Here is a 17,717-nt window from a genome sequence, read left to right on the forward strand (position 1 = left end):
AGCCGCACCAGATATAGCAATAGTGACAATAAAGCAGTACGATTTATTGCGAGTTAGGGCACTTTTAATAAAGTATCCGAATCATTGTATAGGGGGAATTAAGGTGAGAAAAAAATGGAGTTTAGGATTAATGAGTCTCACATTACTTGCATCTAGTTTAATGGTGACACCAGCTTTTTGTGCAAGTAATGTAAAGGTTGAATATGCCAATAGCATGACACAGGCACAAAGTAATACGATTTCATGCAAAATTAAGTTAACAAACACAAGTAAAGAAACGATTTCTTTAGAGGATTACACATTAAGATACTATTATACAAAGGATCAAAACATAACCCAGTGTATGTGGTGTGATAATGCAGCGATGATTTCAGGTGGTAATTATCAGACACTTACGCAAAGTGTACAGGGAACCTTTTATGATATGAGTGTGCCAACAGAGACAGCAGATACTTATCTGGAAATTGGCTTCAAAGCAGGTTCAGGAGAACTTGCACCAAATGGTACGGTTGAAATGCAATTGCGTCTTACAAATAGCAATTGGCAGAATTATGACCAATCTAATGACTACTCATATGGTCAAACGACAAGTAGTTATACGGCGTGGGATAATATTCCGCTTTATGAAAATGGGGTACTTGTAGCAGGGCAGGAACCAGCGGTAGAAGGTGTAGTCGATCCAAGCATTACAATAACAGAGCTGACATATGATAAGAATCCAGAGGTAGCTGATGATGTGCGTACAGAGGTGACTTTAAATGGAAACACATTAGAAAATGTGAAGTTAAATGGGACGGCGTTAAATGTAGCAGATTATAGTTTAGGAGAAGATGGCAGCTTTACTTTTAGTGCGGATTATTTAAAGGGGCTAGAGAGCGGCACTTATAAATATGTACTTGATATGAATCCTGGTAAAGATATAGTTGTTACATTAAATGTGGTAGATACGACAGACTATGATTTTGCCGTTGTGTTACCTACGGTGACAGCGACAGCAGGGGAAGAAGTTATATTACAAGTGAATCTTCAAAATGCATCAAATGGCATTAATAATGCAGACTTTGTATTAGCCCTAAATACAGATGCCTTTGACTTTGTCTCAGCTGAGCCTACAGGTAGCTTAGATACTAATGGAGAGAAAGCAAGTTTAATAACAAGCTTCCATGAGACCACGGGTCTATTAAATGTGATGTATGCAGATAGTACGCAAAAAGGGGAAAACTTACTTGCAGAAGATGGGGCATTTATGGCTGTAAAGGTAAAAGCAAAAAAAGATTTTACAGGTGCACCATTCACACTTAAGAAATTAGGCGCTGTAAATGATGTAAGTCTTAATAAATTAGCGATAAGCTTTAAAACGAAATAGTTAAATACAGATTTCACATGTAGATAGATTTCACATGTATAAATTTTAGTTATTCATGATTTTTAGTCATGTGAAATCATTGAGAGAAACCTATGTACCTAGATGTATCTTTCAAGTTTTTAGTTGGTTTCTCTATAACTTAAGATAAGAAAGTATAGGATAGGAAAGTATAAGATAGGAAAGTTTAAGATAGAAGGGGGAATAAGCACAATGAAGCTTATGAAAAAAGTATTGAGCATGACTTTAGGTGGCATGATGGCAGCTGCAACGCTTTTACCAGCAACACCTCTGATGGCAGAGACGACAACGGGCAAAACAGGAGATGACTGGCTCACCACGAAAGGCAGTAAAGTCGTAGATAAAGAGGGGAATGAAGTATGGCTTACAGGCTGTAACTGGTTTGGATTTAACACAGATACACGTATGTTTGATGGAATCTGGTCAGCTAAACTGGATTTAGCACTTAAAGGAATAGCAGATCGTGGTATTAACTTTTTACGTATTCCAGTAACCACACAGCTTCTTATTGAATGGCAAAATGGTACGGGGAAGACACCCAATGTAAATACTTATGTGAATCCAGATTTAGAGGGAATGGATAGTTTACAGCTTTTTGATGAAGTTGTGAGATTATGCAAACAAAATGGTATAAAAATTATGTTGGATATACATAGTGCCTCTTCAGATGGGCAAAGACATTATTATCCACTTTGGTATGGTGAAGGTTATACAATAGAAGATTATCATCAGTCCTTAGAATGGTTCACTGAGCGCTACAAAAATGAAGATACAATTTTAGCTATTGATATTGAAAATGAACCACATGGTAAGCCATGGCATGAAGCACTTTGGGCAAAATGGGATGATTCAGAAGATGATAATAACTGGAAATATGCTGCAGAAGTTGTTGCAACTAAAATTTTAGATATTAACCCAAATCTTCTTATTATGATTGAAGGTGTAGAAGCTTATCCAATGGAGGGTTATGATTACACCACACAAGATGAATATGAGAAACCACATTATTACTATACATGGTGGGGTGGTAACTTAAGAGGTGTTAAGGATTACCCTGTCACACTTGAAGGAGACTATCAAAAACAAATTGTTTACTCACCACATGATTATGGCCCAACTGTTTATATGCAGGACTGGTTCCAAGGTGATTTTACCAAAGAATCTTTATATGAAGACTGCTGGAAAGATAACTGGGCATATATTATGGAAGATGGCACAGCGCCACTTTTAATTGGTGAATGGGGCGGATTCCTAGATGGCGGTAAAAACCAGCAATGGCTTGAAGACCTGAGAGATTATATTGTTGAAAACAAAATTAATCATACCTTCTGGTGCTACAATCCAAACTCAGGAGATACAGGCGGGCTTGTAGGCTATGACTTTATGACATGGGATGAAGATAAATATGCACTGCTTAAACCAGCACTATGGCAAAATGAAGCCGGCAAGTTTATCGGCCTTGACCATGAGGTGCCACTTGGGGCCAATGGTATTACTGTAAGTGAATACTATGGTACAACCAGTGGCGGCGGTGAAGAAGGCGGCGATGACAGCGGTGAGACACAAGATGTTGTTAAGGGTGATGTGAATAAAGATGGTAAGATTAATTCTACTGATTATGCCGTTTTATACCGCTATGTAGCAAATCATGAAGGCACACTTGATGAAAAGGCGCTTAAAAATGCAGATGTAGATGGCAGTGGCATTGTAGATGAAAAAGATGTAAGTCTTATTAAAGACTATGTTTTAGGGAATATTGATGCATTTTAAGCTTGACAAAATAACAAGGTAGGGTAAAATAGTACTATATTGTCAAAATAGAAAAGCAATGAAAATGCATAGTAAAAATTAAGTACCCTATCAGAGAAAAGTACCATTGGCTGGAAGTACTTTAGGCAAGGCTTGGTTTTGAATTTCACATTGGAGCTTTATCCTTAAAATTAAATTTGTTAAGAGTAGAGGATAACGGTGGCTACGTTAGAGCTGTTGAGTGCTTATGAGTTTTTAGGAGTTTAGTGCCTAAATCTTGTGAGAATCAGGGTGGTATCGCGGAGTATATAAGCTTCGTCCCTTTTGTGAGGGACGAAGCTTTTTTTATAGAGTAGTAAAGTACAATTTTTAACTTTCCTACTCCCGAGAACGTGGCGCTAGCCACTTTCTTATTACCATACAATTATAAAAGTGCAATAAATGAAGGTGGCAGTGCCACTTACCTAAGAAAGGAGCTTTAAGAAATGAAAGATAAATTAGAGATGATCAAACACAGTGCTATTGCAAGCATTGAGACAGCAGATACTCTTAATACATTAGAAGAGCTTAGAGTACAATACCTTGGTAAAAAAGGTGAGCTTACAGCAGTACTTCGTAACATGAAGGACTTAAGTAATGAAGAAAGACCTATCATTGGTCAAATGGCAAATGAGGTAAGAGAAACAATTGAAAAAACACTTGCAGCTAAAAAAGTAGCTTTAGAAGAAGCTGAGCAAAACAAAAAACTTCAAGAAGAAGTTTTAGATATTACAATGCCAGGTAAAACATTAAAAGTAGGACATATGCACCCACTTCAAAAAACATTAGAAGAAGTACAAAATATTTTCATTGGTATGGGATATGAAATCGTAGAAGGCCGTGAAATTGAAACAGCTTACTACAACTTTGATGCCCTTAACTTAGGAGAAGAGCATCCAGCACGTGATGAACAAGATACTTTCTACTTCAATAGCAATCTTGTACTTCGTACAGCAACATCACCAGTACAAGTACACACTATGGAATCAGAAAAACTTCCTATTCGTATGATTGCACCAGGACGTGTTTACCGTTCTGATGAAGTAGATGCAACACACTCACCAATCTTCAACCAAATTGAAGGGCTTGTAATTGATAAAGATATTACATTTGGTGACCTTAAAGGGGTTCTTGCAGAATTTGCAAAGGCTTTATTTGGTGACAAAGCACAAGTTAAATTCAGACCACACTACTTCCCATTCACAGAACCAAGTGCAGAAGTTGACGTATCTTGCTTCGTATGTGGCGGCGAAGGCTGTAATGTTTGTAAAGGTTCTGGTTGGATTGAAATCCTTGGCTGTGGTATGGTACATCCAAAGGTACTTGAGATGGCAGGCATTGACCCAACAGTATATCAAGGCTTTGCATTTGGTGTAGGTCTTGAACGTATTGCCATGATTAAATATGGCATCAATGACTTAAGATTATTCTACGAAAACGATATTCGTTTCTTATCACAATTTTAGGAAGTAGGAAGGAGAAAATATAATGAACGTACCTATGTCATGGCTTAAACAATATGTAGATATAGATGTGGACATTAATGCATTCGTAGATGCAATGACAATGTCTGGATCAAAAGTAGAAGCAGTAGAAGAAAGCGGAAAAGAAATTACAAAAGTAGTTTCAGGTAAAATTGTAAGCGTTATGCAACACCCAAATGCAGATAAACTTCGCATTATGCAAGTAGATGTAAATGGTGAGAGAGAGCTTCAAATCGTAACAGCTGCTACAAATGTTAACGAAGGGGATATTGTACCTGTTTCTTTAGACGGTGCAACACTTGCTGGAGGACTTAAAATCAAAGCTGGTAAATTAAGAGGGGAACTTTCTGAAGGGATGTTCTGTTCTGTAGAAGAACTTGGTTTTTCAGAAGAAGATATCGAAGATGCACCACATGACGGTGTTTACATTTTCCCTAAAGATATGCCACTTGGTGTAGATGTTAAACCATACTTCGGACTTGGTGAACAAGTAGTAGAATATGAAATCACATCTAACCGTGCAGACTGCTTCAGTATTTTAGGTATTGCAAGAGAAGCAGCAGCTACATTCGGTAAAGAATTCAAATTCCCAGAAATCACTGTCGAAGAAGTAGCTGGAAATGCTGAAGAAATGGCAACAGTAACAATTCACAATGAAGAACTTTGCCCACGTTATGCTGCAAGAATCATCAAAAATGTAAAGGTTGGTCCATCACCAAAATGGCTTAAAGACCGCCTTATGTCAGCTGGTCTTCGCCCAATCAATAACATTGTAGATATCACAAACTATATGTTACTTGAATTTGGTCAACCAATGCATGCTTTTGACTATGACAAACTTGCAGGTCACAACATTCATGTAAGAAATGCTAAAGAAGGTGAAAAATTCGTTACTTTATTTGAAGATGAAGTAACACTTGATTCTTCTATGCTTGTTATCGCTGATGATGAAAAAGCAGTAGCACTTGCAGGTGTAATGGGCGGCGACAATTCAAAAGTAACAGAAGAAACGACAACTATCCTCTTTGAATGTGCTAACTTCAATGGATACAATGTACGTCAGACTTCTAAAAAATTAAACCTTAGAAGTGATTCTTCTACAAAATATACAAAAGGACTTGATCCAAACAATATTACACTTGCATTAGAAAGAGCTGCACAGCTTATTAATATGACAGGTAGCGGTGAAGTTGTAAGTGGTAAAATCGATGTTTACCCAGTTAAACGCACACCTATTACAATTCCATATGATGTAGAATGGATTAACAACTTCTTAGGGACAAACCTTACAGAAGAAGAAATGATTAACTACTTCATCTCTATTGAATTCATACCAGATCAAGCTGCAAAAACAGTGACAATTCCTACATTCAGAACAGATGTAACAATGATGGCTGACCTTGCAGAAGAAGTAGCTAGACTTTATGGTTATGATAAAATCGTGCCAACACTCGAAAGAGCAGAGCCAACTCGTGGAGCTAAAACATTCGAACAAGTATCTTGTGATAAAATTAGAGAAATCATGAGCATGCATGGTGTATGTGGTGCACTTACTTATACATTTGAAAGTCCAAAAGTATTTGATAAACTTTGCATCAAAGCAGATAGTCCATTAAGAGATGCTATGAAAATCACAAATCCACTTGGGGAAGATTTCAGTATCATGCGTACAATTTCACTTAATGGGATTTTAAGCTCACTTTCAACTAACTACAATAGACGTGTTGAAGAAGCAGCTTTATATGAAATCGGCAAAATCTATATCAAACCATCAGCAGATGTAGCGCCAATCTTAGAAGGTAAACATGCATATGAACATGAATTACCAGCAGAAATCAAAAAACTTACAATTGGTCAATATGGCAAAAATGTAGACTTCTTCTCATTCAAAGGTATGATTGAAACACTTATGTTTGCTCTTCATATCCAAAACATTGAATTTGTAAGAAATACAGAGCTTGAATATATGCACCCAGGACGTACTGCAACGCTTCTTATTAATGGAAAAGAAGCAGGCTTCTTCGGTGAAATCCACCCACAAGTTGCTAAAAACTACAGCTTAGATACAAGAGTTTATATGGCAGAATTAGATCTTCAGACAATGCTTGATGCCATCAATAAAGACCTTGCATTCAAAGCTTTACCTAAATACCCAGCAACAACAAGAGATATCGCAATGCTCGTATCTAAAGAAACACTTGTTGGTGAACTTGAAAAAGTTATCATCCAACGTGGTGGCAAATTACTTGAAAAAGTAGAACTCTTCGATGTATACGAAGGGGAACAAATTGAAGCGGGCTATAAGTCAGTTGCTTTCAAACTGATCTTTAGAGCAGAAGACCGCACACTTACAGATGAAGAAATCCAAAAAGTAATGAAAAAAGTACTTAATGGACTTGAAATGAACTGTGGTGCAAAACTTAGAGATTAATAATAGATTAAAATAAGAAAATGCCTTGAAACTAGTAATTAGTTTTGAGGCATTTTTTTGATAAAATTTTATTGTTTAAAATTTTAAAAAATATATTGGAAACGGTTTCTATATTAGTATAATAGAAAATATAGGCCATATTTTATTGGAAGTAAAATGAGATGGAAGTGGCTCTTAAAAATAAGGAGGAAGTTTATGAAGAACTTAGGTAAGCTTATGAATTATGAAGTTGTAGGAAATGAAATTAAACTTAAATTTAGTGAGCAAGTCGCAAGTGTTTTTGTAATTAACTCAGATATCATACGATTTTTTGTACCGTGTTTTAGGGAAGGTGAAGTTTCTAAGGCCATAGAGGAGATGCTAAGTAGTAAATGCGAGTTTATGGTTAGTCAGGCAAGTTGTGATAAGGGAGAGCGTTTACAAATTACAACAAGTCAATTATGTGTAGAAATTACAGAAGGGTTTAATGTAAATATTTATGACCGACAAGGCAAACTGCTTTGTGGTGATTACATAGGCGACGAAAAAGGCTTTGTAAGAAGAAGTGCTGATTATAGCTTAGCAGAAGCTGAAGGGCATGATGTGGCAGGAGAAGAGATGCAGTATAAAATCTGTGTGAAAAAACAGCTACCTCCTGAAATGAAATTTTATGGCGTAGGAGAGCATACAGGACATCTTAATAAAAGAGAGACACACCTCGTAAACTGGAATACAGATAATCCTAATCCACATGGTGAAACATTTGATAGACTTTATAAATCTATCCCATTTTTAATAGCCTTAGATCAAGAAAGGGCTTATGGACTCTTCTTTGATAATCATTTTGAAACGCATTTTGATTTGGGAAGGGATAATAGTGCGTATTATTATTTTGCCGCAGTCGATGGTAATTTAGATTATTACTTTATTAATGGCCCACAAATAAAAGATGTGGTAGCAAGGTATGTGAATTTAACAGGCAAGATGCCACTTCCAGCATTGTGGACTTTAGGATATCAACAATGCCGTTGGTCTTATGAAAGTGAAGCTAGATTAATGGAAGTAGCAAATGCATTTAGGGAAAAAGATATCCCTTGTGATACGCTATATTTAGATATTGACTATATGGCAGGTTACCGTGTATTTACATGGGATAATGAGCGTTTTCCAAATCCTGAAGCAATGATTAAAAGATTAAATGAAATGGGCTTTAAAGTGGTGACAATTATTGACCCTGGTGTAAAGGCAGATGAAAAGTATGATGTTTATCAAGAGGGACTCGAAAAAGATTACTTTGCCAAAGACCCGGAAGGAGAGGTCTATCATAATGAAGTATGGCCTGGAGACGCAGTTTATCCAGACTTTTTAAATAGTAAGACAAGAAATTGGTGGGGAGACCTTCAAGAACGTATGGTGAAGGTAGGTGTCAGTGGCATCTGGAATGATATGAATGAGCCAGCAAGTTTTAAGGGGCCACTCCCAGATAATGTCATGTTTAATGAGGATGGGCTTTTCGTGCAGCATAAGGAAGTGCATAATGTCTATGGTCATTTGATGGCAAAGGCAACTTATGAAGGACTTCGTAAACATACAGAGAAAAGGCCTTTTATTGTCACACGTGCCTGTTATGCTGGTTCTCAGAAATATAGTACGGTGTGGACTGGAGATAATCAGAGTACCTGGGAACATTTACGTATGAGTTTACCAATGCTGATGAATTTAGGACTGAGTGGTATGGCATTCTGCGGTACAGATGTAGGTGGCTTTGGTTTTGACTGCAGCAGTGAGCTTTTAAGTCGTTGGGTACAAGTAGGGACATTTACGCCACTTTTTAGAAATCATGCATGTATGGGAACAAGGGATCAAGAACCTTGGGCATTTGATACACAGACAGAGGAAATTAACCGTAAGTATATTAAGCTACGTTACAAGTTACTGCCTTATATTTATGATATGATGTGGCAGGCAAGCCAAACAGGCAGCCCACTTATTAGACCACTTCTGTTTAATTATCAGCAAGATGAGAATACTTATGAAATAAATGATGAATTCTTATGTGGGGAGAATCTCCTTGTAGCACCTATAGTGACACAAGGCAGTAAGGCACGTATGGTGTATTTACCTAAAGGAGACAATTGGATTGATTATTGGACACATAAGGAATATGAAGGAGGCCAGTATATCATTAAAGAAGCACCTCTTGATGTATGTCCTTTATATGTAAAGGCTAATAGTATTTTAGTTACAAGTAAAGTACAAAATTATACAGGTGAAATCAAAGAGAGTAATAAAACATTAGAGGTTTACTTAGGTCAAAACAAAGGTAGTACGATGTATTTACACTATGAAGATGCAGGAGAGGGCTTTGATTATACAGAAGGCGCATTTAATCTATATGAAATAAGTGTCATACATGATGAGGTTGTAAAAATTGAAATTAATAGAAGACATCAAGGATTAATGAGTAGTGAATTTACAATTGACTGTAAGGGGTATGGTGATAAAAGGCTATATATAAATGGACAAGAAGTAACAGGAAAAGATATGAAGCTAAAAGTGGTATTTAATAACTAGGGATAAGGCTTATATAATAAGGAGTTATAAAAATAAGCGCAGTAGACAGCAGTATGTGGAAATAGATGGACGGGAAAACGTATATATGTATCATCTTTAGTAAGTGTGCTATAATGAAAAGGTTAAAAATGCTGTGTAGGAAGCTGAAGAGATATTAAGTTTCTTAAGCAGAAATTAAAAGTTTATAATACAGTAACTTACATTAATTCATGTGAGTTTTTATAAATAAACAAAAGATACAAATGCATTAAAAGCACATAAGAAAGGAGCTAAATATGAGTAAATTTACCCATCTTCACGTCCATACAGAATATAGCCTTTTAGATGGTTCGGCTAAGATTAACGACTTATTAGACCGCACCAAAGAATTGGGTATGGAGAGCATTGCGATTACAGACCATGGGGCAATGTTTGGTGTAATTGATTTTTATAAAGCAGCAAAGGATAAAGGCGTCAAACCTATTATTGGGTGTGAAGTGTATGTAGCTGCCCGTACCCGTTTTGATAAAGAACCTATTGATGCTAGGTCATATCACTTAGTATTGCTTGCAGAAAATAATGAAGGCTATCAGAACCTCATTAAAATGGTATCCCTGGCTTATATAGAAGGATTTTACCGAAGACCGCGTATTGATTTAGACCTCTTACGTGAAAATCATACAGGACTTATCGCGCTTGGGGCTTGTCTTGCAGGACCGGTGAGCCGTAAGCTTCTAAATGATGAATATGATGCAGCTAAAGAGATGGCGCTGACACTAGAAGAAATTATGGGAAAGGGCAACTTCTTCTTAGAAATTCAAGACCATGGAATGCAGCAGCAGCAAAAAGTTAATCAGCTGACATTACGTTTAGCAGATGAACTAGATATACCGTTAGTTGCAACAAATGACGTACACTATATTCAAGCAGAAGATGCTAACCCGCACGAAGTTCTTCTATGTATTCAAACGGGTAAAACTATGGAAGATGAAGACCGTATGGTTTATGAAGGCGGTCAGTTTTATCTTAAAAGTCCAGAAGAAATGGCGAAACTTTTCCCGTATGCTCAGGAAGCATTAGCAAATACGAATAAGATTGCAGAGCGTTGTAATGTAAGTTTTACTTTCCATGAACTTAAATTACCTAAATTTGATGTACCAGATGGTAAAACAGCTGAGCAGTATTTAAGGGAACTTTGCTATGCAGGACTGCATAAGCGTTATAATCCAGTTACAAAAGAACTAGAAGACAGACTTGAATATGAATTAGGCATTATTATTCAAATGGGCTTCGTAGATTACTTCCTGATTACAGGAGATTTCATTCGTTATGCAAAAGATCAAGGGATTCCAGTAGGCCCAGGACGAGGTTCTGCGGCGGGAAGTATCGTAGCTTATACCCTTGAGATTACAAATATTGATCCAATTAAGTATCAATTGCTATTTGAACGATTTTTAAATCCAGAACGTGTCAGCATGCCTGATATCGATATTGACTTCTGTTATGAAAGACGACAAGAAGTTATAGATTATGTTATTCGTAAATATGGTGCTGACAGGGTATCACAAATTATTACATTTGGAACGCTAGCAGCTAAAGCAGCGATTCGTGACGTAGGACGTGCTATTAATATGCCTTATGCAGAAGTCGATAAAGTGGCTAAGATGATTCCAAATGAACTTAAGATTACGATTAAAAAAGCTTTAGAAATGAACTCAGACCTTAAAGCTTTATATGAAAGTGATGAAAAGGTTAAATACTTAATTGATACGTCTATGAAACTTGAAGGTCTTCCAAGACACTCTTCAATGCATGCAGCAGGGGTTGTTATTTCTAATAGACCTGTTATGGAATATGTACCACTCAGTGCCAGTGATGGTGCAGTGACAACGCAATATACGATGACGACGCTAGAAGAGTTAGGGTTATTAAAGATGGACTTCTTAGGACTTCGAACCCTCACTGTTATTGATAATGCAGTGAAGCTTGTGGAGAAGAATCATGGCATTAAAATTGATATTGACCATATAGATGATGCAGACCCTAAAGTGTATGAACTCATTGCATCAGGAAGTACAGAAGGAATCTTCCAGCTAGAAAGTGCAGGAATGAAAAACTTCATGAAGGAGCTTAAACCAAACTGCCTAGAAGATATTATTGCCGGTGTATCACTTTATCGTCCAGGCCCAATGGATTTCATTCCAAAGTACATTGCTGGTAAGGAAGATATGCATAATATTACCTATACCCACCCAAGTCTTGAGCCAATTCTTGAGAACACTTACGGATGTATTGTGTATCAAGAACAAGTTATGCAAATCGTTAGAGACCTTGCAGGATATAGCTTAGGACGAAGCGACCTCTTACGTCGTGCTATGGGGAAAAAGAAAATTGATGTCATGAATAAAGAACGCGAGATTTTCTTACATGGTGATGGAGATACCGTACCGGGATGTGTGGCAAATGGTATTCCAGAAGAGGTAGCCAATCAGATATTTGATGAGATGGTAGACTTTGCAAAATATGCATTCAACAAGTCTCATGCTGCTGCTTATGCAGTAGTTGCTTATCAAACAGCTTATTTAAAAACTTATTATAAAGTAGAATTTATGGCAGCCCTTATGACATCTGTTATGGATAACTCTTCAAAGATTACAGGATATATTGATACCTGTCGTAAGATGGATATTAAAGTGTTGCCACCAGATATTAATGAGGGGCATGCCTTCTTTGATGCAAAAGATGGACATATTATTTATGGGCTTGCAGCTATTAAAAATGTAGGGAAAAATATGATTGACCGTATTGTAGAAGAACGTGAAAAAGGCGGCAGTTTTAAAAGTCTTACAGATTTCTACAATCGTATGGAGAGCAAGGATACGAATAAGCGCAGTATTGAGAGTTTAATACTTGCAGGTGCTTTTGATAAATTGGGTGGTAAACGTAGTCAGTATATGGCAGTGTATAAACAAATCGCTAATGGTATTAACTTAAGCCGTAAAAATAACATCAGTGGTCAGATGGACTTCTTTGGTTTAGGTGGTAATGAAGCGGTAGAGGATAAAGATCATTTACCAGATATTCCAGAGTTTGATAGTAAAGATTTATTAAACTATGAAAAGGATGTCATGGGGATTTATTTAAGTGGGCATCCATTAGATAAGGTAAGAGAAACCTTAGAAACGTATACAAACTTTAAAAGCAATCAGCTTATTATTCGAGAAGATGAAGAAGATAATGTAGAAGATGGTCAAGCTGTTACGGTGGGTGGTATTTTAGTGGAGAAGAAAGTGATTTTCACTAAAATGAACAAAAAAATGGCCTTTTTAACTTTAGAAGACACAGTAGGAACGATGGAAGTTATTGTGTTCCCAAATCTTTATGAAAAGTTTGCAAGAATCAATGAGGAACGTGTGTTTGTTGTCAAAGGACGTGTGTCCATCAAGGAAGAAACAAATGCAGTAATCCTTGCAGATGATTTAACAACCTTAGAGAATATTTTGGACCCTGGATGCGATGAACCCCACATTTTACTCCGTTTAGATGAGGATTTAAGGACGCCAGAAGTCAGAAATGGACTCTTACACATATTTATGAGATACAGTGGAAATACTAAAATTATCGTCGAAAATACCGAAGATGGCACAAAGAAACCGTTTCCACATAAGTACAATGTAACAATTAGTGAAGCTTTAATTAAAGAATTAGCCGATTTAATCGGTGAAAACCATATTATTGTTAATAAATAGTCATAAGCTATTGCCATTTACCCATATTTTAAGTAAAATAAAGTTGGTTAAACGCATGATTTGACTATGACAACTAGATGACTTTAGTGAAATTACGACTTAGTTCAGATTTATTTAATAGTTCAGTTAAAATTAAAAAGAAGTAGTTGGCGAGTTATCAAAAAACAACCATAAGGGGGTTATTTCATGAGTAATAAAGTAAAAACAATTGGTGTTTTAACAAGTGGTGGTGATGCACCAGGTATGAACGCTGCTATTCGTGCGGTTGTTCGTGTAGCTACAGCACGTGGCTTAAAAGTAATGGGTATTAACAAAGGTTACAACGGATTACTTTCAGGTGACGTTGTAGAGTTAACACCAAGAAGCGTATCTGATATTGTACAAAGAGGTGGAACAATCCTTCAAACAGCACGTTGTCTTGAATTCATCAAACCTGAAGGACAAGCACGTGGTGCAGAAATGTGTAAAGTATTCGGTATTGATGGACTTGTAGTAATCGGTGGAGATGGTTCTTTCCAAGGTGCTGAAAAACTTGCTAACTTAGGAATTAATACAATTGGTATTCCAGGAACAATCGACCTTGATATTGCTTGTACAGAATATACAATCGGTTTTGATACAGCAGTAAATACTGCAATGGATGCGATTAATAAAATTCGTGATACATCTACATCTCATCAAAGATGTTCTATTGTAGAAGTAATGGGTAGAAATGCTGGTTATATTGCGTTATGGTGTGGTATTAGTTCAGGTGCTGAAATGGTACTTATTCCAGAGAAAGAAAGACCATCTGATGAAGAAATCATTAAAACAATTCTTGATAATAAACATCATGGTAAAAAACACTGCATGATTATCGTTGCAGAAGGAATCGGTGGTAGTGAAGCACTTGCTAAAAAAGTAGAACAAGTAACAGGTATCGAAACGCGTGCAACTATTTTAGGACACCTTCAAAGAGGTGGATCACCAACTGCTGTTGACCGTGTACATGCAGCTATGATGGGTGCAAAAGCTGTTGACTTATTATGTGAAGGTAAAGCAAAACGCGTTGTAGCATATGTAAAAGGTGAATATGTAGACTACGATATTAATGAAGCACTTCAAATGAAAAAAGATATTGATGAATATATGTATGAAGTAAGTAAATTATTAGTATAATTTATAATCATATATAAAACATCTAGAGAAGGGGAGCCAGTTGGTTCCCCTTTTTAGTTAACTCTTTTGAAGTAAGAATTAAGTGAATAGGGTAGAAATTTTAGAGGTAATCATATACAATAAGGTTTATTAAATGCTTTTTAAGGAGAGAAAAAATGAAACAGCATGAAAGTCTTAGGTTTTTAAGAAAAAATCGGAGAAATATCATTACTGAGTATTTAGGCCCTTCACAAATACTTGTTGTAGGCTTTATGCTAGTTATTTTAATTGCTAGTTTACTTCTTATGCTACCTATAAGTAGTAATGAAGGAACGTTTACACCATTTATAGATGCATTGTTTACAGCAACGTCAGCTGTGTGTGTAACAGGGCTAGTAGTTGTGAATACTTTGGCACACTGGTCTACGTTTGGTAAAATAGTGATTTTATTTTGTATACAAGTTGGTGGGCTAGGGTTTATGACTTTAGTAAGTATGATTTTTATTGTATTAGGGCGTAAGATTACCCTTCGTAATAGGCTCATTATGCAGGAAGCGCTTAACTTTAATACAACAGCAGGAATTGTAAAATTTACAAGATATATTGTAACAGGTACTTTTTTAGTGGAAGGTATAGGCGCCATTCTATTAGCTTGTGTATTTGTTCCAGAGTATGGAATTTTTAAAGGTATTATATATGGTATTTTCCATTCTATTTCTGCTTTTTGTAATGCAGGATTTGATATTATAGGTGATAGTAGCTTGACGCCTTATATGGGTAATACATTACTTAACTTGACCATTATGGCACTAATTGTCATTGGTGGACTTGGCTTTACAGTGTGGGTAGATACACTTAATGCGATTACACATAAGATAAAAACGAAAGAAAGATTTACATGGCGACAAGCTTTTTATAAGATGAGTGTGCATAGTAGACTAGTATGGATTATTACTATTTTTCTTTTGGTATTTGGCTTTGTATTTTTCTTCTTTGCAGAGCTTAAGAATCCAGCAACATTAGCGGGATTATCATTTAAAGAAAAGCTTTATACTGCAATGTTTCAATCAGTTACAACCCGTACAGCAGGCTTTAATACATTACCATTAGATGCAATGACAGATGGTTCGAAGCTTATGAGTATTATTTTAATGTTTATCGGGGGTTCACCAGCGGGAACAGCAGGTGGTATTAAAACGGTAACAATAGGTGTACTTATTTTATGTACATTATCTACTTTAAAAGGCTCAGATGAGACCGTTGTATTTAAACGCAAAATTCCAAGACAAATTATTAGACGTGCCTTGGCAATTATTATGATTGTAATTTCTGTTATGACGACAATGACCATCATATTATCCTTTACAGAAGATTTTAGTTTTATAGAGATTCTCTATGAGGTAGTATCAGCTACTGCAACAGTAGGGATTACACTAGGGATTACATCAAGCTTAAGTTTCATAGGGAAAATTGTAATTATTATTGCGATGTTTATAGGCCGTTTAGGCCCTATTACCATTGCGGTGGCACTGATGATTAAACAAGATAAGAATAAAGCGATTATAGAATATCCAGAAGAAAAGGTTATGGTTGGATAGAGGAGGAGATTGGATGAAGGCGAAACAATATGTGGTATTTGGTGCAGGAAGATTTGGCGGTAGTTTAGCGATGGCACTAGCCGAATCAGGTTATGAGGTTATGGTGGTAGATGCAAGAGAAGAAATGGTACAAGACATTTCACCATTCGTGACACATGCTGTTAAAGCGGATGCCACAGATCCAGATGTATTAAAAGAATTAGGGATTCGTAACTTTGATGTAGCTGTTGTAGCGATTGGAAAAGATATGCAAGCAAGTATTATGCTGACGATGTTACTTAAAGAAATGGGTATTCCATATGTGGTTGCAAAGGCAAGTACAGAGATTCATCAACGTATTTTACAAAAAGTTGGTGCAGACCGTATTATTTTACCAGAGCATGAAATGGGTAGAAGAATTGCAGCTAACCTTATTTCAGGAAATATTATTGATTATATTGAGCTGTCTAAAGATTATAGTATTATGGAGATATCCATCTTACCAGAGTGGGCAGGACACACCATTGTAGAACTGGATGTACGTTCAAAACATGGTATTAATATCATTGCTGTAGAGCATGGTGACCAAATCGATGTTTCGCCAGAGGCAGAATATAAGTTAAGTGAAGGTGATAAACTTGTAGTTGTTGGTGCAAACAAATCATTACAGGAGTTAGAAGCAAAGAGACATGACTAATAAATTAATTACAAGTATGCAAAATGCCCTTATTAAAAATATTGTACAGCTACAAAAGAAAAAAAGTGCACGTAAGAAACAGGGTTTATTCGTTGTAGAGGGAATTCGTGCTGTAAATGAAATTCCAAAAGATGTAGAAGTAATGCATTATATTACAACACCAGAAATTAAAGCAGAAGAAATTAAAAATCTTGAGCATCATAAGTGGGTTGTGGTAACTGAAGAAATTTATAAGGCTATTAGTGAGACACAATCTCCTCAAGGCGCTATGGCAGTTGTAAAAATGCCAGAAACTTCTTTGGAGAATATGAGGATCAAAAAAGACGGCTTTTATCTTATTTTAGAAAATTTACAGGATCCAGGAAATTTAGGGACTATTATTCGTACGGCCCATGCTTTTAATGTAGATGGTGTATTTTTAACAAAGGGAACTGTGGATTTATATAGCCCTAAAGTTGTACGTGCTACAATGAGTTCCTTATTCCATGTACCAGTTATTATAGACTATGAAATTGCTGAGTATATTGAAGCTATGGAAAAAGTAGGTGTTACAACTTATGCAACACATTTAAGTGAAGTAGCAAAATCCATTTATGAAACAAAGTTTGAAGAAGGCACAGCACTTATTATTGGCAATGAAGGTAATGGGATTTCACAGACAGTAAAAGAAGCGGTTAAAAATCATATTATTATTCCAATGCCTGGTGGCTGTGAGTCACTGAATGCTTCTGTAGCTGCATCAATTTGCTTATATGAAGTAATGCGTGGAAGAAGTTAAAAATCATATTATAGAATAATATGAGATAAGCTGTCAGAGGCATAGCAGATTAAGAGGATAAGATATTGTATGGCTTGACAAAATAAGTGAAAATCCATATAATGTTAAGCAGTTAAATATAGTTATAAACGATGAAAAGAAGAGTAGCAAGTGCAGAAAT

At 36.2% G+C, this 17,717-nt stretch carries 10 protein-coding genes and 2 other annotated features (1 of these 12 cut by a window edge); all 10 genes read left to right on the forward strand.

Annotated elements, in window-relative coordinates; genetic code table 11:
* The first annotated feature begins 103 nt into the window (after nucleotides 1-103).
* The 10 genes from AC1VAQ_RS03460 (at nucleotide 104) to AC1VAQ_RS03505 (ending at nucleotide 17,557) form a co-directional block, all read left to right on the forward strand.
* Nucleotides 104-1,366 carry a cellulose binding domain-containing protein gene (locus AC1VAQ_RS03460; RefSeq protein ID WP_302597883.1) on the forward strand — a complete coding sequence of 421 codons (1,263 nt, stop codon included), beginning with the start codon at nucleotides 104-106 and terminating at the stop codon, nucleotides 1,364-1,366.
* A gap of 210 nt (nucleotides 1,367-1,576) precedes the next feature.
* Nucleotides 1,577-3,154 (forward strand): cellulase family glycosylhydrolase, encoded by a 1,578-nt coding sequence (locus AC1VAQ_RS03465; RefSeq protein WP_479903462.1) that lies wholly within the window; start codon nucleotides 1,577-1,579, stop codon nucleotides 3,152-3,154.
* 49 nt (nucleotides 3,155-3,203) lie between these two features.
* Nucleotides 3,204-3,459, forward strand: a binding site (T-box leader).
* 159 nt (nucleotides 3,460-3,618) lie between these two features.
* Complete coding sequence (gene pheS / locus AC1VAQ_RS03470) at nucleotides 3,619-4,638, forward strand: phenylalanine--tRNA ligase subunit alpha (protein WP_302597885.1); 1,020 nt, start codon at nucleotides 3,619-3,621, stop codon at nucleotides 4,636-4,638.
* Nucleotides 4,639-4,660: 22 nt separating this feature from the next.
* Nucleotides 4,661-7,087, forward strand: a complete 2,427-nt coding sequence (gene pheT / locus AC1VAQ_RS03475) for a phenylalanine--tRNA ligase subunit beta (RefSeq protein ID WP_302597886.1) — start codon at nucleotides 4,661-4,663, stop codon at nucleotides 7,085-7,087.
* Nucleotides 7,088-7,282: 195 nt separating this feature from the next.
* Complete coding sequence (locus AC1VAQ_RS03480; RefSeq protein WP_302597887.1) at nucleotides 7,283-9,640, forward strand: glycoside hydrolase family 31 protein; 2,358 nt, start codon at nucleotides 7,283-7,285, stop codon at nucleotides 9,638-9,640.
* Between the two features lie 275 nt (nucleotides 9,641-9,915).
* Complete coding sequence (locus AC1VAQ_RS03485) at nucleotides 9,916-13,368, forward strand: DNA polymerase III subunit alpha (protein WP_302597888.1); 3,453 nt, start codon at nucleotides 9,916-9,918, stop codon at nucleotides 13,366-13,368.
* A gap of 186 nt (nucleotides 13,369-13,554) precedes the next feature.
* Nucleotides 13,555-14,526, forward strand: coding sequence for a 6-phosphofructokinase (gene pfkA, locus AC1VAQ_RS03490; protein WP_303244025.1), 972 nt, complete (start codon nucleotides 13,555-13,557; stop codon nucleotides 14,524-14,526).
* Nucleotides 14,527-14,681: 155 nt separating this feature from the next.
* Complete coding sequence (locus AC1VAQ_RS03495) at nucleotides 14,682-16,103, forward strand: TrkH family potassium uptake protein (protein WP_302597890.1); 1,422 nt, start codon at nucleotides 14,682-14,684, stop codon at nucleotides 16,101-16,103.
* Nucleotides 16,104-16,116: 13 nt separating this feature from the next.
* On the forward strand, nucleotides 16,117-16,779 hold the full coding sequence (locus AC1VAQ_RS03500) for a potassium channel family protein (protein WP_302597891.1): 663 nt from the start codon (nucleotides 16,117-16,119) through the stop codon (nucleotides 16,777-16,779).
* Complete coding sequence (locus AC1VAQ_RS03505) at nucleotides 16,772-17,557, forward strand: TrmH family RNA methyltransferase (RefSeq protein ID WP_302597892.1); 786 nt, start codon at nucleotides 16,772-16,774, stop codon at nucleotides 17,555-17,557. Before AC1VAQ_RS03500 ends, AC1VAQ_RS03505 begins: the two co-directional genes overlap by 8 nt.
* 122 nt (nucleotides 17,558-17,679) lie before the next feature.
* Nucleotides 17,680-17,717 (forward strand) — a binding site (T-box leader) (it continues 193 nt past the right edge of the window).

The organism is Cellulosilyticum sp., assembly GCF_982396655.1.